Source organism: Geodermatophilus sp. SYSU D00696, assembly GCF_054050235.1.
On sequence record NZ_JBJGYY010000014.1, the window covers coordinates 73,986 to 99,912 of the forward strand.

A 25,927-nucleotide genomic window follows, 5' to 3' on the forward strand; every position below is an offset into this window, starting at 1 on the left:
GACGATTCTGCCCCGGACCCGGCGCGACGAGGAGGAGATCCACCATGGCGGACGCCTACCAGTTCCCCGAGGCCCCGGCCGACCAGCGCGCGCCACAGCAGATCGCCGCCCAGCGGGCCGCGGTGCGGACCCAGATCGCCGCGTGGCTGGCCGAGATGGCCGCCAACGGCGGTCCTCGGGAGGACCACCTGCGGGCCCTGGCCGACCTGAAGGAGCGGCGCAGCGGCATCGGGCCGGCCCGGATCCGGGTCGAGCGCGACGGGACCGCCGTCACCCCGAACCGGCTCGTGGTGCACCGGGACGACGTCCCCGCGGTCGTCGCCGAGCTGGAGTCGCGGTACTACGCGCCGCAGGTGCTGACGGTCCCCGGACTGGACGACCTGCGCGTGCTGGTGTCCGTCGGTGCCGGCGCCCGCAGCCTGCGCGCGTCGGGAGCGGTGGCCGGGGAGGTGGCCGTCGCGCGGGCGGCGCCCAGCCACGTCTCCCTGCTGGGGGCGATCCGGAAGGCAGCGGGCGGCCCGGAGCCCTCCGGGCCGGGTCCCGGCGCGTCCTGGGACCACCGGCCGGTGCCCAGGAGGGGCGGGGACCCGCTGGTGACCGTCGTCGACAACGGGGTGAGCGCGGAGCAACGCGGTGACGGCTGGCTGGCCGGCCTGGCGGGCACCGACAACCTGGACCTGCTCGACGTCGTCCCGGCCGACCGCTTCCTCGACCGCGCCGCCGGGCACGGCACCTTCACCACCGGCGTCGTCGAGCAGGTCGCGCCCGGCGCGCGGCTGGACGTGCGGCGCGCGCTCGACACCGAGGGCGAGGGGGACGAGGTGGACGTCGCACGCGAACTGGTCTGCGCGGCCCGCGACGGCGCGGAGGTGGTCAACCTGTCCCTCGGCTTCCAGACCTCGGGCGACCGGCCGCCACTGGCGATGGAGCAGGCCCTCCGCACGGCGATCGCCGTCGCCGGGCGCCAGGGACGCCACCTGCTCGTCGTCTGCGCGGCGGGCAACTACGGCGACGACGGCCGCCCGTGCTGGCCCGCGGCGTTCGCCGCCGACCCCGAGTTCGAGCGGCACGTGGTGGCCGTGGCCGCGCTCCGCCTCGACGACCGGGACGACCAGCAGGTGGTGGGCGCCGAGTGGTCCTCGCGGGGCGACTGGGTGACCTGCTCGACCCTCGGGCAGGGCGTCGTCTCCACCTACGTGATCGGCGAGGAGTCGCCGACCTCGGACCTGGTCGACCCCGACGACTTCGGGCCGAGCTCGTGGGCCACCTGGAGCGGCACCTCGTTCGCCGCACCCCAGGTGGCCGGTGCGGTGGTCCGCATGGTCCGCGACGGGCAGGCCCCGACGGCCCGGGCCGCGCTCGACCAGCTGCTGGCCGACGCGGGCGCCTATTCGGCGAACAAGAACGGGAACCGCCGGCTCGACGGCTTCGGCGTCCCGCTGCGGATCCTGCCCGTCTGACGCGGCCCGGCCTCCCGGGGCGACCGTCCCGGGAGGCCGGGACCGAGCGGAGCGGACGGCGAGGCGAGGAGGTGCCTCCCGTGAACGACCCCTACAGTGCCGCGGCTCAGGTCATCCCGATCCTGGTCCTGGCGCTCACGATCGACCTCCGCGGCCTGTTCGGCAGCCCAGGCGGCTCCCCCGTCGACGGCGACCCGAAGCGATGGTCGAAGTGGTTGCTGATCTGGTCGTTGCTGTCGGAGGCCGCAGCGCTGGGAGGCCTGAGTCACGACGAGGAAGCCGCCGTCGGAGGCTGAACGTCATCGCCCTGCTCACGACGACCACCTGGTTCCTCGTCAGGTCCATCGACGGTCGGACCACCGCCTGAGGCGCTGGCCCGACCGCATCGACGTCGAACCCGCAGGCGCGCCGCGCCCCCTTCGAGATCACGAGCGACACGCCGATCGAGGCGGTCACGGTCGCGGCTCCGGTCCACGGCGGCGGTGCACGGCGACGGTCCCCGCGCCGGCGCAGGCCGGGACCGCCTGCGCGGCCAGCCGCCACAGGTCGCCCCTGCCCAGGACGGCGTCGCCCCACGTGTCGAAGCAGCGGGCGCCGGCGACGAGCAGCTCCTTGGTGGCGGCCAGCCGGCGCTCGACCAGGTCGAGTCGGCGCCGGAGGCCGCCCTCCCGCGGCGGCCCGGGGACGACCCGGATCCCGCGGGCGGCTCCCTGCTGCTCGCGCAGCACCCGCTCGGCCAGCGGCGCGAGGACCTCGGCGGCGAACCGCGGCAGGTACTCGTCGCCGAACCGGGCGGCGGTGTCGGCGGCGCGGTCGGCCTGCAGCGCGGAGGGGCGGTCGCCGCCCGGCCGGCACAGGTCGGTGCCCCTCCCGAAGGAGCGGTCCAGCCGGAACGCGTTCTGCAGGTGCACGAGGTCGGCGAGCGCGCGGGCCCAGGCGTCGTACAGGCCGCCGCTCAGGTCCAGGGCGGGACGCACGAGCGGCCCGACGTCGGTGGTCTCCCGCAGCCGGTGCAGCCCGGGCCGGTCGCGGTGCGCGCGGCCGAAGGCGGCCGTGGCGTCGAGTCCGGCGTGCGCCCGCAGCACCGCCTCGCCGCCGGGGTGGCGCTGTACGAAGCCGGTGACGTCGTGGACACGGCCGTCGATCGCCACCCACCAGCCGTGCTCGTCGTCGTTGTGCTCGGCGAGGTCGGCCAGGCCGCGGCCCCGCCGCGCGGGCCGGGCGGGCGCGCTCGCGCCCGGCCCTGGCGCCGGGTCCCCCGTCCGCGCGGGCACCCGCTCGGCGCGGGACGCGGTGAGCGCGGTGTCGACGGTCTGCCAGGTCAACTCGCGCGGGGTCCCGCTGAACCCGCCGATGGTCACCCCGCGGCCGACCATGAAGGCGACCGCGAGGTAGCCCGACACCCGGCGCCGGTGCCTGCCGAGGAACCCGTCGGCGCCCGCGTAGGCCTCGCGCGCCGCCTCGAACGAGGGCACGAGGTCCGGGCGGGGCCGGGCGGCGACGTAGCCGGCCGGCGGGAGCTCGTCGACCGCGTCGACGAAGCGCCGCCAGTGCGGCGGGTGGGTCCGGCGGTGCAGCAGGATCTCCCGGCCCAGCCGGCTGTCGTGGCCGCGCCGGCCGACCAGCGCGTCGAGCAGGGCGAACACCGGCGACGCCGTCCCGCTGGGGCCGAGCACCCCCTCGGCCGCCGGCACCGCGAGCGGGGCCACCGTCTTGGCCCAGACGACGGGGTCGACGTGCGTGCGGCTGCCCGGGCGGGGGTCGACGAGCCGCAGCGACCGCGTCGCGGCCTCGACCGCGGCGGTGACCGTGTCCAGCGCGCGGGCCAGCGCCTCGGCGTCGTCGTCGAGGACCGCCTGCTGGGCGGCGACCACCGCCGGGACCACCGGCGCGCAGCGGGCCAGGATCTCGACCTGGGTGAGGTAGAAGACGCGCTCCGCCTCGTTGCCGGCGGCGGGCACGAGCAGCCGGAGGTCGTCGGACAGCAGCGGGAGGTCGTCGCGCCCGGCGGCGGACCGCCAGTTGTGGACGATGAGGTCGGGATAGCCGAGCACGGGCTCCGGCGGCCGGCCCAGCCGGCGGCGCACCTGTGCCCAGGGGACGGCGACGCCCGCGGGCAGGCCGGCCGGCCGGGGGACGCGGCCGTGCACGTGGGCGTGGGCGAGCAGCCCCAGCACCGTGGCCGCGCGCTGCAGCGCGGCGTCGGGCAGGTCCTCCGGCCCGGCCGGGAGCACGGGCATCCGCCCGAGCACCTCGCGGACCGTGAGGTCCCGCAGCAGGGCCGGCAGCCGGGCCGCCGTGTCGTCCCAGGCCGCGTGGCTCTCCGGCAGCCGCTCGAGCGGCGGCCGGGTGGGCAGGAACCCGCGCGTGGCCGACAGCGGGCCGAGGTTCTCGTGTCCCAGCCGGCCGTTGGTCTCCTGCGCGGCGGCGAGCGCCCGTGCTGCGGGAGCGGTCCGGTGCGCGCCCATGGCGGCTCCTCGGCGGACGGCGGGGGGTCTCGTCGGGAGGAGGCCGGGACGCACCCGTTGATACGCCGAGGGCCGCGTTCCACGCCCACCGGGACCGCCTCCTGGCCCGGCTCGCGCGTCGGGGGCCGGCCAGGCCCGTGTCAGGCCGCCACGACGGTCAGCGTCGCGGTGCCGGAGCCCTGACGGGCGCGGTGGGCCCCGGGGGACGGTCAGGTCAGTCGCTCGGCGGCCTCGGGCAGGGCACCCGGCGGCGGGCCCGCGCGGCCTCGGCCAGGGCGCCGCCGAAGCCGTCCGCGTACCAGACCGGGGCGTTGAGCCGGACCCCGGCCGGTGCGCTGCCCTCGCCGTCCCAGACCAGGCGGGCGAGCCCGTCGGGGTCGCGCCCGTGGCAGCAGGCACCCGACGGCACCTGCTCCCCGGCCGGCCCGACGGCGGCCTCGAGGAGCCCGTCGGCCCGCCCGAGGTCGCGGGCGCGCCACAGGGCGCGCAGGTACGGCGACGACGACTGGTCGGTCATGGCCCGCCTCCAGGAGCCGGGAGGGTGTGACACCCCACGGAGGCGGCGGCGGAGGCGGTGATACGGCCCTCACCAGACGATGTCGGCGGTGCCCTCCAGCGGCCGCCGCTCCTCCGTGAGCAGGGAGGGAACGAACGGACCCGCCGCGTCCAGCAGGTCCGGGAAGACCAGCCCGGTGCGCTGCTCGACCTCGGCGACGGTCACCTGGAAGACCCGGAACTCGTCGAGGTCGATGAACTGCAGCGGGTCCAGCGACTGCGTCAGCAGGAAGGCCGGGGCCCGCAGCACGCCAGCCTCTCGGTACGCGATGACCTTCCAGTACTCGCGTGGCAGCCGCACGCCCCGGTAGACGCGGTCGTCGTCGGCGAACACCGGCCCGCCGAACACGCTCACCCGGAGGTCCTCGACGTCGGCGTCGGCGAGGACGGCGTCCTCGAGCCGGCCCCACACGCCGTCGCGCGTGCTCTGGTTGAAGTCGTCCATCTGCGGCGCGATGTTGGTGAAGTAGAAGGAGTCGCGGTTCGCGCGCCGCGCGACGGGCAGGCTGCCCCACACCAGGTCGGCGCGGCGCGCGATGTGCCCGCGGTCGAGACGGTTGCCCGCGTACAGCTCGTCGCCGACCTGGAGGTCACCGGCGACCTGGGGGTCCCGGACGAACTCCAGGCCGCGGCGGCTGAGCGCCTTGAGGCTGCCGCCGTCGATGTTCCACCCGACCCACAGGGCCAGCCGGCGGGGCGCGCTCACCTGCAGCGAGAAGTGCTCGTGGGCCACGACGCCGGTGCCGTCGACCGTGGGTGCCACATCGGGCAGGACGGCCGGACCGGGCACCGGGGCGGGGAGGTCGACACCCAGGAAGGCTGCGTCGTAGCCCACGGGACCGGCCCGCCCGGACGGCCCGGGGCGTTCGGGTGCGTCGAGGGACACCGGGGACCTCCTCGCGTCGCGGGGCCGGGCGGGCCCCGAGGGTGGTCCCAGTCCACGCGGCGGGCGTCACCGCGCCGTCACCGCCGGGCCGCTCCCGGCGCTGCGGTCCGGACGGGGACGGCGGCCTCCGGACGGGGCCGCGGGAGGTCGCGCGTGCGGCCGTCCCCGGTGACCAAGCGCACCCGCCACCGGGACACCAGGTCCTGCATCTGGCGGGTCGGCGCCACCCCGAGCTCCCGGGCGAGCGTCGTCCGGAACGCGTCGTAGGCGCGCACCGCCTCGGCGAGGTTGCCCTCGGCGAGATGCACCCGGACGATCGCCCGGTGCGCGCTCTCGCGCAGCGGCTCGTCCCGGGCGGCGGCGTAGGCGGCCCGCACCGCCTCGCCGTGTCGGCCGGCGCGCACCAGCCGGTCGGCCCACACCTCCAGCGCGTGCAGGCGCAGCTGGCGCAGCCGCTCACGTTCGAGCAGCACCCAGTCGTCGTCCCACCCCGGCAGCAGCTCCCCCGCCAGCGCCGGGGCGGGGGTGTCGACGGTCGCCACCGGGGTCGCGGGGTCGAGGACGGCCGAGGCCCAGCCGACGAGCTCGCGGACGTCGACCCGGACCCCCCGGGCGAGCGCCACCGCACTGCCGGAGACCTCGACCAGCCCGGGCACCGCCTTCTGCACCCGCCACAGGGCCGACCGGAGGCTGCCGTGCGCCTGCGGCTCGGGGACGTCGGGCCACAACCGGCCGGCGATCGCCCCGCGGGCCGCGCAGTCGGACAGGCTCAGGTGGGCGACCAGCCGCTGGACGCCGTGCGGCAGGTCGCGCACGGCGGCGTCCGCGCCCGCGTCGTCCGCCGTGACCCGGAAGCCGTCGAGCAGGCGGATGCGCGCGGACGTGGCGTTCATGGGGGCACCTCTCGAGCCTGCTCCGGGCTGGCGGCGGGTCCCGGCGGACGGTGGTGACAGCACGGGATCGTTCCGCCACGCATCGACGGGCGTCAACGGTCGTTGGACCCTGCCCGCGGTCACGACGCCAGCCGTCCCGCCCGGCCCAGGCCCTGCACCAGGCGGGTCATCCGGCCCGTCGGCGGCACGCCGAGCTCCTCGCGCAGCAGGTCCCGGTACAGGTCGTGGGCGCGCAGCGCCTCGGCCACGTTGCCCTCGGCCAGGTGCACGCGCACCACCGCGCGGTGGGCACTCTCCCGCAGCGGCTCGGCCCGGATCACCAGGTGAGCGGCCTCGAGCGCCTCGGCGTACCGGCCGGCGGCCGACAGCCGCACCGCCGCGGTCTCGAGCGCCTGCGACCGCAGCCGATCGAGCCGGTCCCGCTCGCGCAGCACCCAGTCGTCGTACCAGTCCGGCAGCAGGTCGCCCAGCAGGGCCGGCCGCGGCAGGGCCAGCCGGCGAGCGGCCACCCGCGGGTCGCCCACCTGCCCGGCCCACGCCTGCAGCTCCCGGACGTCGACGCGCACGCCGGCGGCCAGCCGGAGCGTGCCGGGCGCGGTGTCGAGCACCAGCCCGGGAGCGCAGCGGCGCAGCCGCCACAGCACCGACCGCAGCCTGGCCCGGGCCCGTTCCTCGCCGGCGCCGGGCCACAGCCGGCCGGACACGTCCGCGCGGGCCGGCCCGCCGGTCAGGCACAGCAGGGCCACCAGGCGCTGCGCGGCCGGGGGGAGGTCCCCGGCGGCCGGCAGCCCCCCGGCCCGGACGGTGAAGCCGTCGAGCAGCGTGACGCGCAGGTCCTGGTCCATCAGCGGTCCCCGATCGGGAGGGAGGACGTCGACCGGCAGAGGGCCGCAGGAGCCGCGCTGATACAGCCGGAGGCCAGAGGCGTCAGCCCCGCCGGCCGGCCCCCTCCCGGGCGGCGTCCAGGGCGCCGCTCACTGCCGCCCCCAGCGAGACGGCGTCGACGGCGACGGTGACGATCGTGGCGCCCTCCGCGGCGTACGCGGCGGCCTCCTGCGCGGTGGAGGCGTGGACGCCGACCGGCACGCCGGCGGCCACGGCCCGGGCGACGATCGAGGACAGCACGCCGCGCAGCTCCGCCCGCCGCTCCTCGCCGGTCAGGCCCAGCGAGAGCGAGAGGTCGCCCGGGCCGACGTAGACGCCGTCGAGGCCCTCGACGGCAAGGAGGGCGTCGAGGTCGTCGAGCGCGCTCGCGGCCTCCACCATGAGGACCACCAGCGGCCGGTCGGACCCGCCGGAGAGCCGGCCGATCGAGCGCCCGCCGGCCGGGGCGTACCGGCAGGCGGCCACGATCTCGCGGGCGTGGCCGGCGTCGCGCACGTTGGGGACGATCACGCCGCGGGCGCCGAGGTCGAGCGGCCGGCCGACGTCGGCGAAGGACGGGCTGCGGGTCCGGACGAGCGGCACCGCGCCGGCCGCGGTGACCGCCGCCGCGGTGCCGGGCAGGTCGGCCTCGGCGGCGGCGCCGTGCTGGAGGTCGACGACGACGTAGTCGGCGCCGGTCCGCGCGAGCAGCTCCCCGGTCACCGCCCCGGGCAGCAGGCTCCACACCCCGTGGCACGGCTGCCCGGCCGACCACCGCCGCCGCAGCTCCGCCTCGTCGACCGCCATCCCGCGCCTCCTCCCCGCGGCGCCGTCGGCGCCGACCCGGGACGATCCTGCGCGAGGCCGCTGCACCGCGCCCGACCGGCCGACCGGGCGCGCCTGCTGGTCAGCCGCGACGGGCGGACAGCACCTCGTCGATGAACGCGGTCACGTCCGCCAGCACCTCCTCGGCGTTGAGCTCGTTGAACACCTCGTGCCGCGCGCCGGGGTAGATCCGCTCGACGTGGCGCTCGCCCCGCAGGTGCTCGATGCCCACGCGGGTGCCCTCGACCGGGACCAGCGCGTCGGCCTCGCCGTGCACCCACAGCAACGGCAGCGCCCCCAGCGACGGGCCCTCCAGGACAGCGCGCAGGGCCTCGTCGATCGCCTCGATCGTCGGGCGCTTGAACGGGCCGTGCCAGACCAGCGGGTCGTCCTCGTAGGCCCTGCCCACCTCGGGGTCGCGGGACAGCGTGGTGGTGTCGAGGGGGGCGTCGGGCAGCTCGGGCAGCGCGAGCAGCGCGGCGGCGGCCTCCCAGCTGCCGACCAGGGGGCCGGAGAGCACCACCGCGGTGAGCGTGTCGCCGTGGCGCTGCGCGTAGCGGGCGGCGACCAGCCCGCCCATCGAGTGGCCGAGGAGGACGACGGGCAGGCCGGGGTGCTCCGCCCGCGCCCGCTCGGCGACCCGGTGCAGGTCGTCGACGACCGCCTCGAAGTCGGCCACCAGCACCCGCTCGCCCTCGCTCTTCCCGTGCCCCACGTGGTCGACGGCGTACACCACGGCCCCGGCGGCGACCAGCGCGGCCGCGGCCTGCTCGTACCGGCCGACGTGCTCGCCGTACCCGTGGGCCAGGACGACGACGTGCGTCGGGGCGCCCTCCCCCTCCCAGGTCCGGGCGACCAGCCGGCCGCCGTGTCCCTCCAGGTCCCACTCGCGGGATCCGGGCATGTCCTGCCTCCTGCCGGTCGCGACCGCCCCTACGCCGTCGAACCGTAGATGGCGGTGGCCTGGGCGGTGGCCAGCCGGGCGTCCTCCTCGCGCACCACCGACAGCTGCGTCTCGTCGGGCGGGAGCAGGCTCTGGAACGCCCAGTCCGCGGCCACCCGGATCCGGTTGGACATCGCCGGAAGGGCGTAGAGGTGGTAGCCGCGGGTCACCAGCTTGGCCACCGGACCGGTCAGCCTGACCCCCAGCGGGCGGGCGACGGCGTCGAACCCGCCGAGGTCGGCCACCAGGCCGAGGTCGGGGTGCCGGTAGGGCCGCCGGGTGCCCGAGCCCAGGGTGGCGGCGATGTTGCGGCCGAGCGCGACCCCCTGCCGCTGCGCGTGCTGGGCGGTGGGCTGGGTGTCGGGCCGCCGCCCGTCGGTCTCGTCCACCGCGAGGTCGGGCACGGCGGCGGCGTCCCCGGCCGCCCACAGGCCCTCGACCCCGGGCACCGACAGGTCGGGCTCGGTGACCAGCCGGCCGCGACGGGTCGGCAGCCCCAGCCCCATGACCAGCGGGCTGGCCACGACCCCGGCGCCCCACACGAGGGTGCGGGTGGCGATGGTCGTGCCATCGGTGAGGGTCACCCGGGTGTCCTCGGCCGAGGCGACGCTGGTGCTCAGCCGGACGTCGACGCCCCGGTCGCGCAGCACCCGCAGCGCGTGCGCGCCGAGCTCCGGGCCGAGCTCGGGCAGGACGGCGGGCGCGACGTCGACCAGCACCCACCGCACGTCGCTGGCGCGGGTGCGGTCCCAGCGCCGCTCGATGCGGGTCAGCCACCGCTGCGCCTGTGCGACGAACTCCGTGCCGGTGTACCCGGCGCCGACCGCGACCACGGTGAGCAGCTCGGCGCGCGCCACCCGCCCGGCCTCGGTGTCGGGCTGGGCGTCGGCGAGGTCGAGCTGCTCGAGCAGGTGGTCGCGCAGGTAGACGGCCTCCACCAGGGTCTTCAGGCCGCGCGCGTACTCGGGCACGCCGGGGATGTCGAACTGGCGGGTGATCGACCCCGGCGCCAGGACCAGCTGGTCCCACGCCAGCGTCTGCACCAGGTCCGCGCGCGCGACGGTGACCGTGCGCCCGGTCAGGTCGACGTCGGACACGCGTCCCAGGACCAGCCGCACCCGGGGCAGGGTGCGCCGCAGCGACACCGCGATGTGCCGGGCCTCGACGACGCCGGTGGCCACCTCCGGCAGCAGCGGGCTGTAGAGCAGGTAGTCGTTCGGGCTGACCAGCACCAGCTCCGCGGCGTCGGGCGGGAGGTGGCGCTGCAGGTACCGCAGGGCGTGGAAGCCCGCGAACCCGCCCCCGACCACCACCACCCGCGGCCGGCGGCCGGGCGGGCCGGCTCCGTCCCGCGGGGCGGCACCCGCCGCCGGCCGCAGGAGGCGCAGGGTCGGACGCCGGCGGGGTGTCGTACCGGTCATGCAGGGATGCTTCCACCACGTCGGGCGGCCCGACAGCCCCTCGGCGGACCGGGCGAGGGCGGGAGCCGATCAGGCCTTGGCCAGCTCGGCCATCTGCTCGTCGGACAGCACCTCGCCCTCTGCCCGGGTGGCCCGCAGCCGGGTGTCCTCCAGGGCGAAGGCCCGGGTGAGCGGGCAGGCGGCCAGGAAGCTCACCTTCTCCCCCGCCCGGGGACGGCGCTCGGGGAGGGGCCGGGACAGGTCGATCCGCCGACCGTCCTTCACCACCTCGACGATCGAGCCCTCGCGGGTGAGCACGCCGATGTCGGCCAGCGGGTCGCCGTCGACGACGACCAGGTCGGCCACGTAGCCCTCGCGCAGCGCGCCGAGGCTGCCCTCCATCCGCATGGCCCAGGCCGCCTGGGAGGTCGCTGCGGTGATGGCCTCCATGGGCGTGAACCCGGCGTACTGCACGAGCATCGCCAGCTCCCGGGCGTGCCACTCGCCGCAGGGGGTGATCGCGAAGCCGGTCTCCGAACCGGTGATCACCCGCACCCCGGCGCGGTGTGCCTTGTCGACCATGACGCCGGTGACGTCGAGCTCGGCCTTGAAGACGTCGAGCAGCTCGGGGGCGGTGCCGACCCGCTCCCCGTAGTCGACGAGGTTGCCCAGCAGCGTGAAGGTCGGGCACAGCGTCGCCCCGTGCTCGACCACCGCCTCGAGGGCCTCGTCGTCCATGTAGGAGGAGTGGTAGATGAGGTCCATGCCGGCCTCGGCCGACTCCTTGGTGCTGACCGAGTTGCGGCAGTGCCCCACGACCGGGGTGCCCAGCTCGTGCGCGGCGTCGACCACCGCCTGGATCTCGCGCCGGTTCCAGACCTTGACCTCGGGGCCCTTCACCGAGGGGATCAGCCCGGTCACCATGACCTTGATCCAGTCGACGCCGTGCTTGATCTGGCGCCGCACCTCGCGCTGGATGCCGTCGACGTCGTGGACGACGGTGGCGTAGCCGGTGGTGCCCTCGTCGCGGATCAGCCGGCCGGCCGTGCCGCCGAGCATGGTCATCAGGGCGTTGCCGCCGGCGCGCATCCGCGGTCCCTCGACGAACCCGGACTCGATGGCGTCCCGCAGCTCGACGCCGATGTTCCACAGGCAGTCGGCGTCGAGCACGCTCGTGACGCCGGCCCGCAGCACCTTCTGCGCGTTGTAGGCCGACAGCATCGAGCTGAACGCCTCGGTGCGGTGGAAGAAGAGCTCGTCGTTGCCGGTCGGCTCGCCGAAGGACAGGTGGGTGTGGGCGTCGACCAGACCCGGCATGACCGTGCGCCCCGTGGCGTCGATCCGGGTGAGCCCGGGCAGTGCCGCGGCCTGTTCCTCGGCGGCCGCGCCCAGGGCGGCGATCCGTCCGTCGCGCACCAGCACGGCCTCCCCGGGCCGGGCGTCGGCCCCGGTGCCGTCGACGACCGTGCCCCCGGAGACGAGGATCGGCTCGGACACCGGCGCCACCTCCCTGCGCGGCGGGTCGCGCTCCCGGCCACGGGCCCCGCGGTCCCCTCATCGTCGGAGGGGGCCCTGGTGGTGTCAAGGGAGCTGACGACTACCGGCCGGCGCCGGTCAGGCGTTGGTGACGCCGAGGGCCAGCCCCCCGTCCACGGTCAGCACCGTGCCGGTGACCCACTCCGCGGCGGCCAGGTAGGCGACCGCCTCGGCCACCTCCTCGGTGGTGCCTATGCGGCCGAGCGCGTGGGCCCCGCCCAGCGCGTCGAGCCGGGCGCGGGCCTGCTCCGGCGTACCGAGCCCGGCCCGGACGTTGATCTCGGTGGGGACCGCGCCGGGACGCACGCAGTTGACCCGCACGTGCTGCGGGCCGAGCTCGGCGGCGAGCACACCGGTGAGCGCCTCGAGCGCGCCCTTGGTCGCTGCGTAGGGCGAGGCCCCGGGGAAGGCCCGCTGGGTGTGCACCGACCCGAAGATGACGATCGACCCGCGGCTGGCCCGCAGCGCCGGGAGCGCCAGGCCGGACAGCTGCACCGGCCCGACCACGTTGGCGTGGTAGAGGTCGAGCATCGCCCGCTCGTCGAGCTCGTCGAGGGCGCCGCGGTACATGTTCCCCGCGGCGTTGACGAGCGTGTCGAGCCCGCTGCCGTGCGCGGTCGCGGCGGCGACGAGCCGTTCCCGGTCGGCGGCGACGGTGACGTCGGCGGCGACGGGCCGGCAGGCCTCCCCCAGCTCGCGGGCCACCGCCTCGACCCGGTCGGCCCGCCGACCCGAGACCGTCACGCGGGCGCCGAGGCCCACCAGGTGCCGGGCCACGCCCGCGCCGATGCCCGAGCCCCCGCCGGTGACCAGCACCGACGAGCCCGCCAGGTCCCGCATGCCGCCTCCCTCCCCGGGGCCCGCGCCCGGACGGCTCAGCCGGCCGACCGGCCGCGGCGTGCGCGGCGGGCGGGAACCGCCTGCGGGCGCGCCTGGGCGCCGGCCCGCAGCGTCACCGCCGGCAGGCCCCGGTCGGCGCGCAGCCGCCCCATGTCCGGGTCCTCCCGCCAGAAGGCGCGGATCTGGTCGGCGTCGAAGTGGTGGCCCATCAGTTGGATCGCGATGTCGTGGCGCACGTACTCCACCGACAGCAGGACGACGGCCGGGTTGTCGGTGTAGACGCCCCAGGCGCCGGTCTCGGTGAAGCCGCCGATCACCGCCTCCTGCCGGTCGCCGACGACGGTGAGCATCCGGCAGCCGAGGTTCTCGAGCACCACCTCCGGTGTGGACAGCTCGTGGCGGTAGGTCCGGCCGACCGGGTCGCCGACGTCGCCGAACGCGATGGCGGTGACCGCCACCGACCGGGCCTCCGCCGACGTCACGGTCTCCCGCAGGGCCGCCATCTCCTCCGGCCAGATGGAGAGGAACAGCTCCCGGCGGGCACCGGCGACGACGTCGCGGGCGCGGTCGAGCAGCGCCGCGGCCCCGGACAGGTCGTGCATGACGTGCACCGCGGGCGGCGCGGTGATCGAGGGCAGCACGGCGTCGAGCGCGGCCAGCGACTCCGAGTAGTCCCGGCTCAGCCGCGCCAGCAGCGCCTTCGCCGGCAGCGGCAGGTAGTCGACCGCGTCGTCGGCGCCGCGGACCTCGAAGGCGGCGCCGCGGGACACGAGCTTGGCGAGGGTCTCGTACACCGTGCTGCGCGGCACCCCGGACCGCTTGGCGACCTCGTAGCCGTTGACCGGGCCGCCCGCGCCGAGGAGCGCCAGGTAGGCCTTGGCCTCGTAGCCGGACATGCCCAGGTGCTGCAGCCGCTCGATGACGTCGTCGTGGGTCACGGCCCGATCCCTCCCGGTGGTGTCCCGCGGGACCCGCGGTCGCGTCGTGAGCATGCCAGCCACTCCCGTCCCCCGTCGTCGTCCGCACGGGTGGCCCGGCCCGTGCGGTCAGCCGCCCGCGGTGTCCACGCTGCGCGGCCGCGCGAGCCCGAGCAGCGCCGCCTTGGTGAGGCCGCCGTCCACCGCGAGCGTCTGCCCGGTCAGGTACCCGGCGCGGTCGGAGGCGAGGAACAGCACGGCCGCGGCGACGTCCTCGGCGGTGCCCAGGCGACCCAGCGGCACCCTCGCCTGCCGCTGCCGGCGGACCTCGGGGTCGGCGTAGATCGGGTCGGACATGCCGGCCCGGATCAGCCCGGGGGCGACCGCGTTGACCCGCACGCCGAGCGGCGCCCACTCCAGCGCCATCTGCTCGGTGAGCAGGACGACGGCGGCCTTGGTGCTGGTGTAGGCCCCGGCGTGCGGCGCGGCGGCGACGCCGTTGACGGAGGAGATGTTGACGATCGCGCCGCCCCCGGCCTCCCCCATCCGCCGCGCCGCCGCCCGGCCCACGAGGAAGGTCCCGGTGAGGTTGACCGCGAGCACCGCGTCCCAGTCCTGCCGGTCGAGGGTGAGCAGCGGGCCGAAGCGCACGCGGCCGGCGTTGTTGACCACCAGGGCCGGGGCCTCGGGCAACCCGTCGAGGCCCGCGGCCACGGCGGCCTCGTCGGTGACGTCGACCGTGGCGGCGACGGCGGCCGGCCCGAGGTCGGCGGCGACGGCGCCGGCCGCGGCCCCGTCGACGTCCCAGACCGCGACCCGGTACCCCTCCTCGACCGCGCAGCGGGCGGTGACCGCGCCGATGCCCCGCCCCGCGCCGGTGACGACCGCCCAGCTCATGTGCTCCTCCACGGACCGGGGACCGCCGGCCGCCGGCCGTGCCTCACGGGCTGCCGAGCAGCACGGGATAGCTGCCGAAGTGCTCGCGCCGGGAGTGCGGGTCCCGGGTCGGTGGGTGCTGCGGGTCGGGGCGGACACCGTGCCGCAGCAGCTCGCGGAGCATGAGCGTCACCGTGCCCAGCACGTGGTCGGTCGCGGGCGGGTCGGTGGGCACCGTGCCGCCGTCGAGCTCCATGCCGATGCAGGCGTGCATGCCGCCGCCGAAGGTGTGCCCCCACGGGGGGACGCCGTCGGGCACCGTCCGCAGCGGGTCGAAGATGCCGGCGTCGGGGCCGAACACCGCCGGGTCGCGGTTGGCCGTCCGGATGTCCATGACGACGACCGTCCCGGCCGGCACCACGCGCCCGTCGCGGAGGGGCACGTCGGCCAGCGCGCGGCGCTCGGCGACCGGGCTGGCCGGGTGCAGCCGGAACGCCTCGTGCACGCAGCGCTGCAGGAACAGGTCGTCGGCCAGCCGCCGGGCACGGTCGGGGTCCCCGCCGGCCCACCGCAGGACCTCGTCGACGGCGTGGGTGAAGGCCGCCGCCGTGCTGTGCGAGCCGGCCTGCAGGTAGAAGGCGACCTCGCGCAGCATGGTGTCGCGGTCGACGCCGAGCTCGCCCGCGTGCTGCACCAGCGCCATGAGGACGTCGCGCGGCAGGTCGGCCTCGGCCACGGAGGCGTCGGCCGCGAGAGCCACCCGCCGCTCGTGGGAGGGGGTGAAGAACAGCGCGTCGAACCGGCGCAGCGCGTCCTCGACCTCGGCCCGCACCTCGGCGGGGTCGCGGGTGCTGTGGACGAGCGTGGCGCCCTCGCTGAAGGTGACGGCGAACCGCTGCAGGGCGTCGGTCTCCTCGACCGACCCGGTGGTGCGGTCGGCGCCGGCGACCCGGGCGGTGAGGGCCATCGTGGTGCGGTAGCCGAGCCGGACGAGGTCGGCCCGGCCGACCTGCAGGGCGGGGCCGAACGCCTCCTGGATCACGCCGGGCACCAGCTCGGCCTCCCAGAGGCGGAAGGTGCCCCGCCGGAAGAGCCGGTTCTCCACCCGGCGGCGCAGCCGGTGCTCGTCGCCGTGCAGGTCGAGCAGCGCGTCGCGCATGACCACCCCGCCGGCCTCGTAGAGCCGCTGCCGAAGGTCGCGCTGGCGGAACGCGTCCCACAGCTCGGCGTAGCCGCTCAGCGTCAGCTGCGGGGTCGCCGTCACCTCGTCGACGGACACGCGACCTCCTCCGGGGCGGGCACGACGCCGCGCGAGCGGCGTCAACCGCCTAGCGACGCTAGTGTGTCGCCGGTCACACGTCCATGGCCGGGGAGGGTCATGACCGGCACCTCGCCCGCTGCTCCGGTGGTCGACGTGCACGCCCACGTCGTGCTGCCCGGGAGCCTCGGCGCCGCGGGGGCGGCCGGCCCCGAGCTCGGGACGTCCCCCGACGGCGCGCCGTTCTACCGGGTGGGCGGCTACGTGCTCACCGGCGTCCGCTACGAGGGCAGCGCCTTCACGGACGTCGACGTGCGCCTGCGGGCCATGGACGAGGCCGGCATCGACGTCCAGCTCCTCTCGCCCAACCCGCTCACCTACTTCGGCGACCTCGACGCCGCCGCGGCCGGCCGCTTCGCCCGGGCGCACAACGACGCGCTGGCCGCGCTGGTGTCGACCCACCCCACCCGGCTGAGGGGCGCCGCGCAGCTGCCGGTCCAGGACGTCGGTGCCGCGGTCGCCGAGCTGGAACGGTCGGTGCGCCACCTCGGGCTGTCGGCGGCCTCCGTCGACACCGACCCCGGGGGACGCACCCTCGACGACCCGGCGCTCGACGACCTGTACGCCGCCGCGGTGGACCTCGACGTCCCGCTGTTCGTCCACCCGACGCCGCTGGGCCGGGCCGGCCCGCCCGACGACCCGCGGCTGCGCCGGTTCGACCTGGACCTGCTGGTGGGCTTCGCCTACGACGAGACGCTGGCCGCGGCCGCGCTGGTGTTCGGCGGGGTCCTGGAGCGGCACCCCCGGCTGGACGTCTGCCTGTCCCACGGCGGCGGCGCCACCGCGTTCCTGGCCGGGCGACTGACCCACGCTGTGGCGGTGCCGCGCGCCTGGGTGCCCCCGGCCCTGCGGGCGGCGGGCGGGGACGGGTCGCTGCCCCAGCTGCGCGGCCTGTGGCTGGACACCCACGTGGGCAGCCGCGAGGCGCTCGACCTGCTCATCCGGGTGCTGGGCACCGACCGGCTGGTCCTGGGGACCAACTTCGCCGGGTGGGACGCCGGGGGCGCCGTCGCCGTCGCGGAGGTGGCACACCTGGCCCCGGCGCTGTCGGCCAACGCCGTCCGGCTCCTCCGCCTGGACCGGGAGCGCTGACCGGCCTCCCGCGGCTCAGAGCTCGTGCTGGACGGCGCACCGCTGCGCCAGGATGGGCCGGACGTGCTCGCGGAGCATCCGCTGGTGCCGCTCGTCGGCGGCGTAGGCGGCGTAGGCGTCCCGGTCGGGCAGGTCCACGACGACGACGGCGTCCCCGTTGCCCTCCGCGAGCCCGGCGTCGACGCCCAGGGTGAGCGTGCCGAACTCCCGGGCCTGCTCGCCCCACGCCCGGATCGCCGCGATCGCTACCTCCCGCTGCTCGGCGGTGGCCTCGGCGGTCCAGCTGAACACCACGACGTGACGGAACACGGGACGTCGGCTCCTCGGGGCGGGGTCAGGACAGGTCGACCGGCCGGCCGGCGGGGTCCTGCACGGCGATGGCGGCCGAGGGACAGGCCCGGGCGACGGCGAGCAGCAGGTCGTCGTCGGCGCGCGGCTGCGGCTCGACGGGCTCAGCGAGCTCGTCGTCGTCGAACCGGAAGGCCGCCGGGGCGTCGGCGACGCACCTCCCGGAGCTGAGGCAGGTGTCCTTGTCCACCGAGACGGTGTAGGCCATGGCAGCTCCTGGCTCGGTCGTGCCCGCGGCCGGTCGGGACGGGATCGGCTCAGCCGCTGCGGCCGAGGAGCACCGGGTAGGTGCCCCAGTAGGGACGGGCGGTGTTCGCGTCCCGCTGCGGCGGTGCGTCGGGGTCGCGCCGCACGCCCTCGGCGAAGACCCGCCGCACCGCGCCGGTGACCAGACCGGTGAGGTGGGTCCGCGGGTCAGCGTCGCCGGCCGGCACCACCCCGGCGGCGAGGTCCTGGCCGATGCAGACGTGCATCCCGCCGCCGAAGCTCAGCCCGAACGGGGCCACGCCGTGCGGCAGCTCCCGGTAGGGGTCGAACTCCGCGGCCGCGGGACCGAAGACGGCGGGGTCGCGGTTGACCGCGGCCAGGTCGATGACCAGCCTGCTCCCGCGGGGGATCCGCACCCCGGACCGGAGGGTGACGTCGGCCAGCGCCCACCGCACGCCGACCGGGCTGGAGGGGTTGAGCCGCACGGTCTCGTGCACGCAGCGCTGCACGAACAGCGGGTCCTCGAGGACCCTCGCGAGGTCACCGGGGTGGGTGGCAGTCCACGACAGCAGGGCGTCGACGGAGCGGACGAAGGCCGTCGCGCTGGTGTGCGCGCCGGCGAGCAGCACGAACGCGATCTCGCGCCGGAGGACCTCGTGCGGGAGGTCCAGCTCGTCCTGCGCCCGCAGCAGCCCGGTGAGGACGTCGCGCGGGACCTCCCCGTCGGGTACCTCCCCCGCCGCCGCGCGGGCCAGTGCGTCCCGCCGGCGCGCGATCGAGGGCGCCAGGAACTCCTCGTCCCAGTCCAGCAGCCCGGCGGCCACGCGGCGGCGCTGCTCCTCCCGGTCCTGCGTGGAGTGGGCGAGGGTGGCTCCCTCGATGAAGAGCAGGAGGTAGCGGTGCAGCCGGGCGGTCTCCTCGGCGGTGCCCTCCGGGCGGTCGACGCCGGCGGTCAGTGCGGCGAGGTTGAGCATCAGCTCGTGACCGAGGTGCACCAGATCGGCCCGCCCGGCGGCCAGGTGGGGGGCGAGCGTGCGGTCGGTGACCGCCGGGAACAGCTCGTGCTCGTAGTGCTCGAAGGTCTCCCGCCGGAAGCTGCGGTTCTCCACCCGCCGCCGGCGGCGGTGCTCCTCGCCGTGCAGGTTGACCAGCACGTCGGCCATGACCACCTCGCCCTCGTCATAGAGGGCCTGACGGAGGTCCCGGTGCCGGTAGGCGTCCTTGGCGTCGGCGAACGTCCGGACGGTGACGACGCCCACCGTGGTCGCGGTCATCGACACTCCTCGGGTGTGACCTGCGTCGCTGCCACCCTGTAGTAGTTGGTCTTCTGACGTCAAGGAGGGCGGTCATGCGTGGTGGTCCGGGGAGCCGGTCGGCCGTGGTGGTGTCCGGCGGGGTGGCGCACGACTTCCCCGCCACGTCCGCGGAGCTGGCGGAGGTGCTGCACGAGGCCGGCTTCGCCACCACGGTGACCGAGGACGTCGAGGCGGCCCTGACCGGGCTCGCGGCCGGCTCGCCGGGGTCCCGCCCCCTGGTCGTGCTCAACCTGCTGCGCTGGACCATGCGGGTGGAGCGCTACGCGCACCTGCGCGAGCGGTGGTCGTTGTCCCTGTCGGCCGCCGCCCGGGCGGCCCTGTCCGGTCACGTCCGGTTCGGGGGCGGGCTGCTGGCGGTGCACGGCGCGAGCATCTGCTTCGACGACTGGCCGCAGTGGCGCGAGCTGCTCGGCGGCGTGTGGCGCTGGGACCGCTCCTCGCACCCGCCGCTGGGCGCCGCCGTCCGGGTCAGCGTCGCGCGCGACCGGCACCCGGTCGTGGCCGGGGTGCCCGACTTCGACGTCGTCGACGAGGTCTACGGGTTCCTCGACCTGGCCGACGACGTGGACGGGCTGATGACCTCCCCGCACGGCGGTCGCGACCACCCCCTGCTGTGGGCGCGCACGGTGGGCGCCGGCCGGGTGGTGTACGACGCGTTGGGCCACCACGTGCCGTCCTACGCCGTCCCGGAGCACCGGGAGATCGTGCGGCGGGCGGCGGTGTGGGCCGACGGCGGTTCCCTCACTGCGGGCGGCCGGCCATCGCCGTGGTCAGCGCCTGCGCGGTGAGGACGCGCGAGAGGTGCGCGCGGTAGTCGGCGTCGCCCCGCAGGTCCGACGGCGGCGCCGTGCCCTCGGCCGCGTGCCCGGCCGCCTCGGCCACGGGGGCGCCCGCGCGCAGGGCGTCCTCGACCGGCGTGGCCCGCCACGGCACCGGGGCCATGTTGACCAGCCCGACCGCGTGCGACCCGTCGGCGCGCTCCTGCACGGCGACACCCACCGTCGCCCAGTCCTGGCTGCGCTGGCGGAACTTCCGGTAGTCCCAGCCGCGCCCCGGCAGCGCCGGCACCCGGATCTCGGTGAGCACCTCGTCGAGCCGGCACGCGGTCTCCCAGAAGTCGACGAAGAACTCCGCGGCGGGCACCTCCCGCTCGCCGCCCGGGCCGCGGAGCACCAGGGTCGCGTCGAGGGCGACCAGCACCGCCGGGACGTCGGCGGCCGGGTCTCCGTGCACCACGGTGCCCCCGAGCGTGGCCCGGGCGCGCACCTGCCGGTCCCCGACGGTGGCGGCCGCGGCCGCCAGCAGCGGCACCTGCTCGCGCACCTCCGGGGAGTTCTCGAGGTCGCGCAGCCGCAGGCCGGCGCCCAGCCGCAGGTGCCCGTCGGACCGCTCCAGGGTGCGCAGCGCGGGCACCCGGCTGATGTCGACGAGCACGCGCGGGGCGGCCAGCCGGAACCGCATCAGCGGGATGAGCGAGTGCCCGCCGGCCAGCAGCTTGGCGTCGTCGCCGTGCTCGCCGAGCAGGTCGAGGGCGTGGTCGAGGGAGTCGGCGCGCACGTGGTCGAAGTCGGCGGGGATCACCGGACCGCCTCCTGGGACCGGGCGCGGTGCTCCTCCGCGGGAGCGCCGGCACCGCCGTTCTCGGCGGCCCAGCGGACCGACTCCACGATCATCTGGTAGCCGGTGCAGCGGCACAGGTTGCCCTCGAGGCCCTCCCGGATCTCCTCGCGCGTCGGATCCGGGCTGTCCAGCAGCAGGCCGGTCGCCGAGACCACCATGCCCGGCGTGCAGTAGCCGCACTGCAGGCCGTGACACTGCCGGAAGCCCTCCTGCACCGGGGACAGCCGGCCGTCCTCGGCGAGGCCCTCCACGGTGAGCACCTCACCGCCGTGGGCGGCGACGGTGAGCACGGTGCAGGACTTGACCGCCACCCCGTCGAGCAGCACGGTGCAGGCGCCGCAGTTGGAGGTGTCGCACCCGACGTGGGTGCCGGTCAGGCCGAGCGTCTCGCGCAGGTGGTGCACCAGCAACTGCCGGGACTCCACCGTGTGCCGGGTGGCGACGCCGTTGACGCGCAGGGTGACGTCGTGCCTCACGGGGTCACCTTCCAGTCCTCGCCGGCCCCCGCGGGCGGGGTCGGCATGCCGTCGGGGGGTGGCGGTGCGTCGTCGTCGGGCTGCATGGCCGCGGCCGGCGGGTGCCGGTCGTCGACGGCCGCGCCGTCGGCCCGGCCCTGCTCGGCGGCGCGCATCGCCGTCCACACCCGGTAGGGCGTCATCGGCATGTCGATGGTGCGCACGCCCAGGTGCGCCAGGGCGTCGACGACCGCGTTGACCACCGCCTGCGGGGCCGCGGTGGCGCCGGACTCCCCCAGCCCCTTGGCCCCCAGCGGGTTGAAACTGGTCGGCACCTCGAGGTGGTGGGTGTGGAGGTCGGGCACGTCCGGGGCCCCGGGGACGGCGTAGTCGACCAGGGACGAGGTGACCGGCTGGCCGTCGTCGCCGTAGCGCACCTCCTCCAGCAGCGCCTGGGCGATGCCCTGCGCCAGCCCGCCCTCGACCTGGCCGCGCGCGGTCAGCGGGTTGATCACCGTCCCGCAGTCGTCGACGGCCACGTAGCGCAGGACCGACACCTGACCGGTGGCCCGGTCGACCTCCACCACGCAGGCGTGCGCGCCGCTCGGGTAGCTGAGGTTGGTCGGCTCGTAGTAGTCCATGAACTGCAGGCCGACGTCCATGCCCTCCGGGAGCTTGTGCGGCTTGTAGGCGGTCAGGGCGACGTCGGCCAGCGACACCTCCGCGCCGGGGGTCCCGCGGACGGCGAACCGCTCGCCGTCCTGCTCGACGTCCGACTCGTCGGCCTCCAGCAGGTGGGCGGCGATCGCGAGCAGCTTGCGCCGCAGCTGGTCGCTGGAGCGGTGCACCGCCGGACCGCAGACCGGGATGGCCCGGCTGCCCATGGTGCCGATGCCCTCCTGCACGGTCCCGGTGTCGCCGTGGCGCACGCTGATCCGCTCCACCGGGACCCCACCGAGCGCGTCGGAGGCGATCTGCGCGAACGCCGTCTCGTGCCCCTGCCCGTGCGGGCTGGTCCCCACCGAGACCACCACGGAACCGTCGGGGTTCATCCGCACGGTGGAGGACTCCCAGCCGCCGATGTAGCCGAACTGCTCGAACAGCGGGGTGGGGCCGAAGCCGCCCATCTCGACGAAGCAGGAGAAGCCGATGCCCAGCAGCGGCCGGGTGGGGTCGGCGCGCCGCTCCGCCGCCTCGCGCCGGAGCTCCTCGAGGTCCGCGCCGCCGTCGCGCAGGTGCTCCAGCAGGGTGTCCAGCAGCCGCGGGTAGTCGCTCTCGTCGTAGACGATCCCCGGCCACTGGGTGGCGTAGGGCATCTCGCCGGGCTGGATGAAGTTGACCCGCCGCACCTCCAGCGGGTCGCGGCCGAGCTCGCGGGCCACCACCTCGACGACCCGCTCGATGAGGAACGCCGCCTCCGGCCGGCCGGCGCCGCGGTAGGCCGCCACCGGCGTGGTGTTGGTGGCGACGCTGCGGAAGGACGCCGCGACCTTGGGGATCTTGTAGCAGCCGCCGGACATGAAGACGGTGAGGGTGGGCAGCCCGGCGCCGGTCGCGTCCGGCCAGGCGCCGACGTCCTGGACGATCGCCACCCGCATGGCCAGCAGCCGGCCCTCGTCGTCGAAGCCCACGTCGACGTCCTGCAGCTGGGCCCGGCCGTGGGTCATCGCGACCAGGTTCTCGCTGCGCGTCTCGACGTACTTCACCGGCCGCCCCAGCCGCCGCGACAGCTCGGCGGTGAGGAGGAACTCCGGGTAGAAGCTCGCCTTGGCGCCGAACCCGCCCCCGACGTCGGGTGCGACGACCCGCGTCTCGTGCTGGGGCAGGCCGAACATGGCGGCCAGCTCGTTGCGCACCGGGTGCGGGGCCTGCACGGTGGCGTACAGGGTGAGCCCGCTGCCGTCCCAGCTGGCCACACAGCCGCCGGGCTCGATGGGGACGGCGGCCAGCCGCTGGTTGCGGATGCGCAGGCTGGTGCGGTGCGGGGCGGCGGCGAGCTCGGTCTCGGCGTCGTCGGCGGACATCGGCTGGTCCAGGACGACGTTGCTCGCCAGCCCGGGGACGATGGGCGCCGCGCCCTCGGCCAGCGCGTCCTCGACGGTGACCAGGGCCGGCAGCGGGTCGTAGTCGACGACGACCGCGGCGGCGGCGTCGGCGGCGAGGTAGCGGTCGTCGGCGACGACGACGGCGACCGGCTCGCCGACGAACCGGACGGCGTCGCGGGCGAGGCAGGGCCGCTGCGTGCCGGGGAAGGAGCGCACGTGCGGCAGCCCGTCGAGGTCGGCGGCGGTCCACACGCCGAGGACGCCCGGCAGCTCCCGGGCGGCCTTCGTGTCGATCGAGGCGATGCGGGCGTGCGGCTCGACGCTGCGGACGTAGGCCATGTGCACCGTGCCCGGCAGCTGGATGTCGTCGACGTAGCGGCCCCGGCCGGTGAGCAGGGCGGGGTCCTCCTTGCGGAGCACGGCGGCTCCGACCATGGACCCCATCAGCGGGTCGCCTGACCGCAGTCGACGTGCAGCGTGTGACCGGTGATGACCCGGGCGTTGTCGGAGGCGAGGAACAAGACCGCGTCGGTGATGTCCTGCATCTCCGCCCGCCACTTGGGTCCGGGGAGGTTGCCCTGGGCGGAGAAGACCTCGAAGGCCTCGGCGGGGTCCATCCCCATGCCGGCCGAGAGCCCGCTGACCATGCCGGAGCCGTGCCGGTCGGGGCCGGGCCGGATGGTCGCAGGGGCGACGGCGTTGACGTTGATGCCGAACTCGGCGAGCTCGGTGGCCCACGCGCGGGTGAGCCCCACCACGCCGTGCTTGCTCGCCACGTAGTGCGACAGCATCGCGTGCCCGCTGCCGATCACCGCGGAGGAGATGTTGACGATCTTCCCGTCGCGCCGTCCGATCATCTGCGGGACGACGAACTTGGCCACGTGCATCGGCCCCTTGAGGTTCGTGTCGATGACCGCGTCGAGCGTGGCGGCGCTCATGTCCTGGATCGTGTCGAGCGCCGCCATCCCGGCGTTGTTGACCAGGACGTCGATCCGGTCGAACTCGGCCAGCGCGGTCTCCACCGCCCGGCGCACCGCGTCCTCGTCGCGGACGTCGGCGGTCAGCCCGAGCGCCCGCCGGTCGTACTGCTCCACCTGCTTCACCGTGAGCGCGAGGTCCTCGGCGCTCGCCGTCTCGTACAGGCCGGGTATCGGCGCGGCGATGTCGACGGCGACCACGTCGCACCCGGCCTCGGCGAAGGCCCGGGCGTGGTTGGCGCCCTGACCGCGTCCCGCTCCGGTGATGAGGACGACCTTGCCCTCGAGTCCGCGCAGTTCGACGCCCATGGAGCACCTCCGGTGTGACGTACGCGACAGCGTGCGCGGTCTTCCTACGGCACACGGCGGACTCCGGGCAATGGCCGACGGCACTAGTCGTCGGTGGACTCACGCCGGGACCGGGTCGCCCGCGGTCAGCACGGCAGCGGAACGCGCCGCCCGGTCCTACGCTCCGCGCATGGCAGAGCCCCCGTGGTGGCAGCGCGGCGCCGTCTACCAGGTCTACCCGCGCTCGTTCGCCGACGCGGACGGCGACGGCGTGGGCGACCTGCGCGGTCTGCGGGAGCACCTCGACCACCTCGCCGCCCTGCACGTCGGGGCGGTGTGGCTCTCCCCGGTCTTCCCCTCGCCGATGGCCGACTTCGGCTACGACGTCGCCGACTTCTGCGACGTCGACCCGCTCTTCGGCGGCCTCGGCGAGCTCGACGCGCTCATCGCCGACTGCCACGCGCGGGGCATCCGCGTCGTCCTGGACTGGGTGCCCAACCACTCCTCCGACCGGCACCCGTGGTTCCTGGCGTCGCGCTCGTCGCGGGAGGACCCGAAGCGCGACTGGTACGTCTGGCGGGACGGTGCCCCCGGCGGCGGGCCCCCCAACGACTGGCGGTCGGACTTCGCCGCCGTCGGCCCGGCCTGGTCCTTCGACGAGCGCACGGGGCAGTGGTACCTGCACTCCTACACCCCGCAGCAGCCGGACCTGAACTGGGACAACCCGGAGGTCGAGGCCGCCATGCACGACACCGTGCGGTTCTGGCTGGACCGCGGCGTCGACGGGCTGCGGATCGACGCCCTCCAGCGCCTCGGCAAGGACCCGCTGCTGCGGAGCAACGCCGGCGCCGACCGGCGGCACGACCAGGACTGGGAGCCGGTCGCGCACGAGCGGTTGCGCGGCATCCGCCGGGTGGTCGACGAGTACCCCGACCGCATGATCGTCGGCGAGGTGTACCTGCTCGACCTGCGGCGGGTGGTCGACTACGTGGCCGGCGGCGACCAGCTGCACATGGCGCACAACTTCGTCTTCCTGCACCTGCCCTGGGACGCCGCCGCCTTCCGCGACGCCGTCGAGCAGTTCGAGGAGCTGGCCGAGCCCGACGCCTGGCCCGCCTGGTTCCTCGGCAACCACGACCACTCGCGGATCGCCACCCGGTACGACGACGGCAGTGGCTCCGGGCCGGCCCGCGCCCGGGCGGCCGCGCTGCTGCTGACCGCGCTGCGCGGCACGCCGTTCCTCTACCAGGGCGACGAGCTCGGCCTCCCCGACGCCGACGTGCCGCCGGACCGGGTGGTCGACGTCGACGGCCGCGACCCCGAGCGCGCGCCGCTCCCCTGGCGGCCGCCGTCGGTGGCCGGCCCGGGCGCCGGCTTCACCACCGGGACGCCGTGGCTGCCGCTGGTGGCCGACGCCGAGCGGCTGTGCGCCGAGCGCCAGATCGCCGACCCCGCCTCGACGCTGTCCCTGGTGCGCCGGCTGGGCGAGGTGCGCGCGGGCTCCCCCGCCCTGCAGTCGGGCGCCCAGCGGGTGCTCGACGCCGGCCCCGACGTGCTGGCGTGGGTGCGCGGCGAGGGCGCCGGCCGGCTGGTGGCCGCCGTCAACTTCGCCTCCGGCCCACGGCGGCTCGAGGGCGGCGACCTGCCCGGCGGGGCGCACGCCGTCGTCGTGTCCACCGACCCCGCGCGGGACGGCCGCGGGACCGTCGCGCTGCCCGGGCTGGTGCTGCAGCCGGACGAGGCCGTCCTGCTGCGGCCGGCCGCCGCCGGCGACGGCTGACCCCGGGCGGCCGCGCGG

At 76.3% G+C, this 25,927-nt stretch carries 25 protein-coding genes; 5 read left to right on the forward strand and 20 right to left on the reverse strand.

Features of this window, described 5'->3' with window-relative positions; all coding sequences use genetic code 11:
- Nucleotides 1–44 precede the first annotated feature (44 nt).
- Together ACI79O_RS11060 and ACI79O_RS11065 are read left to right on the forward strand one after the other, a co-directional pair.
- Nucleotides 45–1,460: a S8 family peptidase gene (locus ACI79O_RS11060; RefSeq protein WP_456914144.1), complete on the forward strand. Its 1,416-nt coding sequence runs from the start codon at nt 45–47 to the stop codon at nt 1,458–1,460.
- An 80-nt stretch (nt 1,461–1,540) separates the two neighbouring features.
- Nucleotides 1,541–1,756: a hypothetical protein gene (locus tag ACI79O_RS11065; protein WP_456914145.1), complete on the forward strand. Its 216-nt coding sequence runs from the start codon at nt 1,541–1,543 to the stop codon at nt 1,754–1,756.
- A 156-nt stretch (nt 1,757–1,912) separates the two neighbouring features.
- Here the strand turns inward: ACI79O_RS11065 and ACI79O_RS11070 are convergent, their stop codons facing one another.
- The 13 genes from ACI79O_RS11070 to ACI79O_RS11130 form a co-directional block, all read right to left on the reverse strand.
- On the reverse strand, nt 1,913–3,928 hold the full coding sequence (locus tag ACI79O_RS11070) for a cytochrome b5 domain-containing protein (RefSeq protein WP_456914146.1): 2,016 nt from the start codon (nt 3,926–3,928) through the stop codon (nt 1,913–1,915).
- 214 nt (nt 3,929–4,142) lie between these two features.
- Nucleotides 4,143–4,445, reverse strand: coding sequence for a hypothetical protein (locus ACI79O_RS11075; protein WP_456889448.1), 303 nt, complete (start codon nt 4,443–4,445; stop codon nt 4,143–4,145).
- 69 nt (nt 4,446–4,514) lie between these two features.
- Nucleotides 4,515–5,369, reverse strand: coding sequence for a DNA/RNA non-specific endonuclease (locus ACI79O_RS11080; RefSeq protein ID WP_456914147.1), 855 nt, complete (start codon nt 5,367–5,369; stop codon nt 4,515–4,517).
- A 77-nt stretch (nt 5,370–5,446) separates the two neighbouring features.
- Nucleotides 5,447–6,262: an AfsR/SARP family transcriptional regulator gene (locus tag ACI79O_RS11085; protein ID WP_456914148.1), complete on the reverse strand. Its 816-nt coding sequence runs from the start codon at nt 6,260–6,262 to the stop codon at nt 5,447–5,449.
- A 119-nt stretch (nt 6,263–6,381) separates the two neighbouring features.
- Complete coding sequence (locus ACI79O_RS11090) at nt 6,382–7,107, reverse strand: AfsR/SARP family transcriptional regulator (protein ID WP_456914149.1); 726 nt, start codon at nt 7,105–7,107, stop codon at nt 6,382–6,384.
- 82 nt (nt 7,108–7,189) lie between these two features.
- On the reverse strand, nt 7,190–7,933 hold the full coding sequence (locus tag ACI79O_RS11095; protein WP_456889441.1) for an HpcH/HpaI aldolase family protein: 744 nt from the start codon (nt 7,931–7,933) through the stop codon (nt 7,190–7,192).
- Nucleotides 7,934–8,033: 100 nt separating this feature from the next.
- Nucleotides 8,034–8,855 (reverse strand): alpha/beta fold hydrolase, encoded by an 822-nt coding sequence (locus ACI79O_RS11100; protein ID WP_456914150.1) that lies wholly within the window; start codon nt 8,853–8,855, stop codon nt 8,034–8,036.
- Nucleotides 8,856–8,884: 29 nt separating this feature from the next.
- Nucleotides 8,885–10,315 (reverse strand): NAD(P)/FAD-dependent oxidoreductase, encoded by a 1,431-nt coding sequence (locus ACI79O_RS11105; RefSeq protein ID WP_456914151.1) that lies wholly within the window; start codon nt 10,313–10,315, stop codon nt 8,885–8,887.
- A gap of 69 nt (nt 10,316–10,384) precedes the next feature.
- Nucleotides 10,385–11,791 carry an amidohydrolase family protein gene (locus tag ACI79O_RS11110; RefSeq protein ID WP_456914152.1) on the reverse strand — a complete coding sequence of 469 codons (1,407 nt, stop codon included), beginning with the start codon at nt 11,789–11,791 and terminating at the stop codon, nt 10,385–10,387.
- A gap of 117 nt (nt 11,792–11,908) precedes the next feature.
- Nucleotides 11,909–12,670, reverse strand: a complete 762-nt coding sequence (locus ACI79O_RS11115; protein WP_456914153.1) for an SDR family NAD(P)-dependent oxidoreductase — start codon at nt 12,668–12,670, stop codon at nt 11,909–11,911.
- A 35-nt stretch (nt 12,671–12,705) separates the two neighbouring features.
- Complete coding sequence (locus tag ACI79O_RS11120; RefSeq protein WP_456914154.1) at nt 12,706–13,608, reverse strand: TrmB family transcriptional regulator; 903 nt, start codon at nt 13,606–13,608, stop codon at nt 12,706–12,708.
- Between the two features lie 108 nt (nt 13,609–13,716).
- Nucleotides 13,717–14,484, reverse strand: coding sequence for an SDR family NAD(P)-dependent oxidoreductase (locus tag ACI79O_RS11125; protein ID WP_456914155.1), 768 nt, complete (start codon nt 14,482–14,484; stop codon nt 13,717–13,719).
- Nucleotides 14,485–14,527: 43 nt separating this feature from the next.
- Nucleotides 14,528–15,742, reverse strand: coding sequence for a cytochrome P450 (locus tag ACI79O_RS11130; protein WP_456914156.1), 1,215 nt, complete (start codon nt 15,740–15,742; stop codon nt 14,528–14,530).
- 99 nt (nt 15,743–15,841) lie between these two features.
- On the opposite strand from ACI79O_RS11130, the gene ACI79O_RS11135 reads away from it, so the two are divergent.
- Complete coding sequence (locus ACI79O_RS11135; RefSeq protein ID WP_456914157.1) at nt 15,842–16,873, forward strand: amidohydrolase family protein; 1,032 nt, start codon at nt 15,842–15,844, stop codon at nt 16,871–16,873.
- 15 nt (nt 16,874–16,888) lie between these two features.
- Here the strand turns inward: ACI79O_RS11135 and ACI79O_RS11140 are convergent, their stop codons facing one another.
- Genes ACI79O_RS11140 through ACI79O_RS11150 form a run of 3 tightly spaced genes read right to left on the reverse strand, consistent with a single transcriptional unit; the run spans nt 16,889 to nt 18,702 of the window.
- Entirely contained in the window at nt 16,889–17,182 is a 294-nt protein-coding gene (locus ACI79O_RS11140) for a Dabb family protein (RefSeq protein WP_456914158.1), read from the reverse strand.
- 25 nt (nt 17,183–17,207) lie between these two features.
- Nucleotides 17,208–17,429: a ferredoxin gene (locus tag ACI79O_RS11145; protein ID WP_456914159.1), complete on the reverse strand. Its 222-nt coding sequence runs from the start codon at nt 17,427–17,429 to the stop codon at nt 17,208–17,210.
- 49 nt (nt 17,430–17,478) lie between these two features.
- On the reverse strand, nt 17,479–18,702 hold the full coding sequence (locus tag ACI79O_RS11150) for a cytochrome P450 (RefSeq protein ID WP_456914160.1): 1,224 nt from the start codon (nt 18,700–18,702) through the stop codon (nt 17,479–17,481).
- Nucleotides 18,703–18,776: 74 nt separating this feature from the next.
- Here ACI79O_RS11150 and ACI79O_RS11155 point away from each other — a divergent pair, with 74 nt between their 5' ends.
- Nucleotides 18,777–19,532, forward strand: coding sequence for a ThuA domain-containing protein (locus ACI79O_RS11155; protein ID WP_456914161.1), 756 nt, complete (start codon nt 18,777–18,779; stop codon nt 19,530–19,532).
- On the opposite strand, the gene ACI79O_RS11160 is transcribed toward ACI79O_RS11155, so the two are convergent.
- From ACI79O_RS11160 to ACI79O_RS11175, 4 genes are read right to left on the reverse strand one after another with little or no spacing between them, the layout of a single operon-like run.
- Nucleotides 19,486–20,325: an FAD binding domain-containing protein gene (locus ACI79O_RS11160; RefSeq protein WP_456914162.1), complete on the reverse strand. Its 840-nt coding sequence runs from the start codon at nt 20,323–20,325 to the stop codon at nt 19,486–19,488. The genes ACI79O_RS11155 and ACI79O_RS11160 overlap by 47 nt on opposite strands.
- Complete coding sequence (locus ACI79O_RS11165) at nt 20,322–20,840, reverse strand: (2Fe-2S)-binding protein (protein ID WP_456914163.1); 519 nt, start codon at nt 20,838–20,840, stop codon at nt 20,322–20,324. The genes ACI79O_RS11160 and ACI79O_RS11165 overlap by 4 nt, the downstream gene beginning before the upstream one ends.
- A complete protein-coding gene (locus ACI79O_RS11170) occupies nt 20,837–23,299 on the reverse strand; it encodes a xanthine dehydrogenase family protein molybdopterin-binding subunit (RefSeq protein ID WP_456914164.1) in 2,463 nt (820 codons plus the stop codon). Before ACI79O_RS11170 ends, ACI79O_RS11165 begins: the two co-directional genes overlap by 4 nt.
- An 8-nt stretch (nt 23,300–23,307) precedes the next feature.
- Entirely contained in the window at nt 23,308–24,150 is an 843-nt protein-coding gene (locus ACI79O_RS11175) for an SDR family NAD(P)-dependent oxidoreductase (protein ID WP_456914165.1), read from the reverse strand.
- A 169-nt stretch (nt 24,151–24,319) separates the two neighbouring features.
- Between ACI79O_RS11175 and ACI79O_RS11180 the strand changes: the two genes are divergently transcribed.
- Nucleotides 24,320–25,909: an alpha-amylase family glycosyl hydrolase gene (locus ACI79O_RS11180; RefSeq protein WP_456914166.1), complete on the forward strand. Its 1,590-nt coding sequence runs from the start codon at nt 24,320–24,322 to the stop codon at nt 25,907–25,909.
- Nucleotides 25,910–25,927 lie beyond the last annotated feature (18 nt).

Bases quoted from the DNA above. Each gene is read 5' to 3' on its own strand.
- ACI79O_RS11075 (WP_456889448.1), bottom strand. From the start codon at position 4,445: ATGACCGACCAGTCGTCGTCGCCGTACCTGCGCGCCCTGTGGCGCGCC.
- ACI79O_RS11090 (WP_456914149.1), bottom strand. From the start codon at position 7,107: ATGGACCAGGACCTGCGCGTCACGCTGCTCGACGGCTTCACCGTCCGG.
- ACI79O_RS11095 (WP_456889441.1), bottom strand. From the start codon at position 7,933: ATGGCGGTCGACGAGGCGGAGCTGCGGCGGCGGTGGTCGGCCGGGCAG.
- ACI79O_RS11135 (WP_456914157.1), top strand. From the start codon at position 15,842: ATGACCGGCACCTCGCCCGCTGCTCCGGTGGTCGACGTGCACGCCCAC.
- ACI79O_RS11125 (WP_456914155.1), bottom strand. From the start codon at position 14,484: ATGAGCTGGGCGGTCGTCACCGGCGCGGGGCGGGGCATCGGCGCGGTC.
- ACI79O_RS11145 (WP_456914159.1), bottom strand. From the start codon at position 17,429: ATGGCCTACACCGTCTCGGTGGACAAGGACACCTGCCTCAGCTCCGGG.
- ACI79O_RS11100 (WP_456914150.1), bottom strand. From the start codon at position 8,855: ATGCCCGGATCCCGCGAGTGGGACCTGGAGGGACACGGCGGCCGGCTG.
- ACI79O_RS11180 (WP_456914166.1), top strand. From the start codon at position 24,320: ATGGCAGAGCCCCCGTGGTGGCAGCGCGGCGCCGTCTACCAGGTCTAC.
- ACI79O_RS11070 (WP_456914146.1), bottom strand. From the start codon at position 3,928: ATGGGCGCGCACCGGACCGCTCCCGCAGCACGGGCGCTCGCCGCCGCG.
- ACI79O_RS11155 (WP_456914161.1), top strand. From the start codon at position 18,777: ATGCGTGGTGGTCCGGGGAGCCGGTCGGCCGTGGTGGTGTCCGGCGGG.
- ACI79O_RS11115 (WP_456914153.1), bottom strand. From the start codon at position 12,670: ATGCGGGACCTGGCGGGCTCGTCGGTGCTGGTCACCGGCGGGGGCTCG.
- ACI79O_RS11150 (WP_456914160.1), bottom strand. From the start codon at position 18,702: ATGACCGCGACCACGGTGGGCGTCGTCACCGTCCGGACGTTCGCCGAC.
- ACI79O_RS11170 (WP_456914164.1), bottom strand. From the start codon at position 23,299: ATGGTCGGAGCCGCCGTGCTCCGCAAGGAGGACCCCGCCCTGCTCACC.
- ACI79O_RS11105 (WP_456914151.1), bottom strand. From the start codon at position 10,315: ATGACCGGTACGACACCCCGCCGGCGTCCGACCCTGCGCCTCCTGCGG.
- ACI79O_RS11175 (WP_456914165.1), bottom strand. From the start codon at position 24,150: ATGGGCGTCGAACTGCGCGGACTCGAGGGCAAGGTCGTCCTCATCACC.
- ACI79O_RS11060 (WP_456914144.1), top strand. From the start codon at position 45: ATGGCGGACGCCTACCAGTTCCCCGAGGCCCCGGCCGACCAGCGCGCG.
- ACI79O_RS11085 (WP_456914148.1), bottom strand. From the start codon at position 6,262: ATGAACGCCACGTCCGCGCGCATCCGCCTGCTCGACGGCTTCCGGGTC.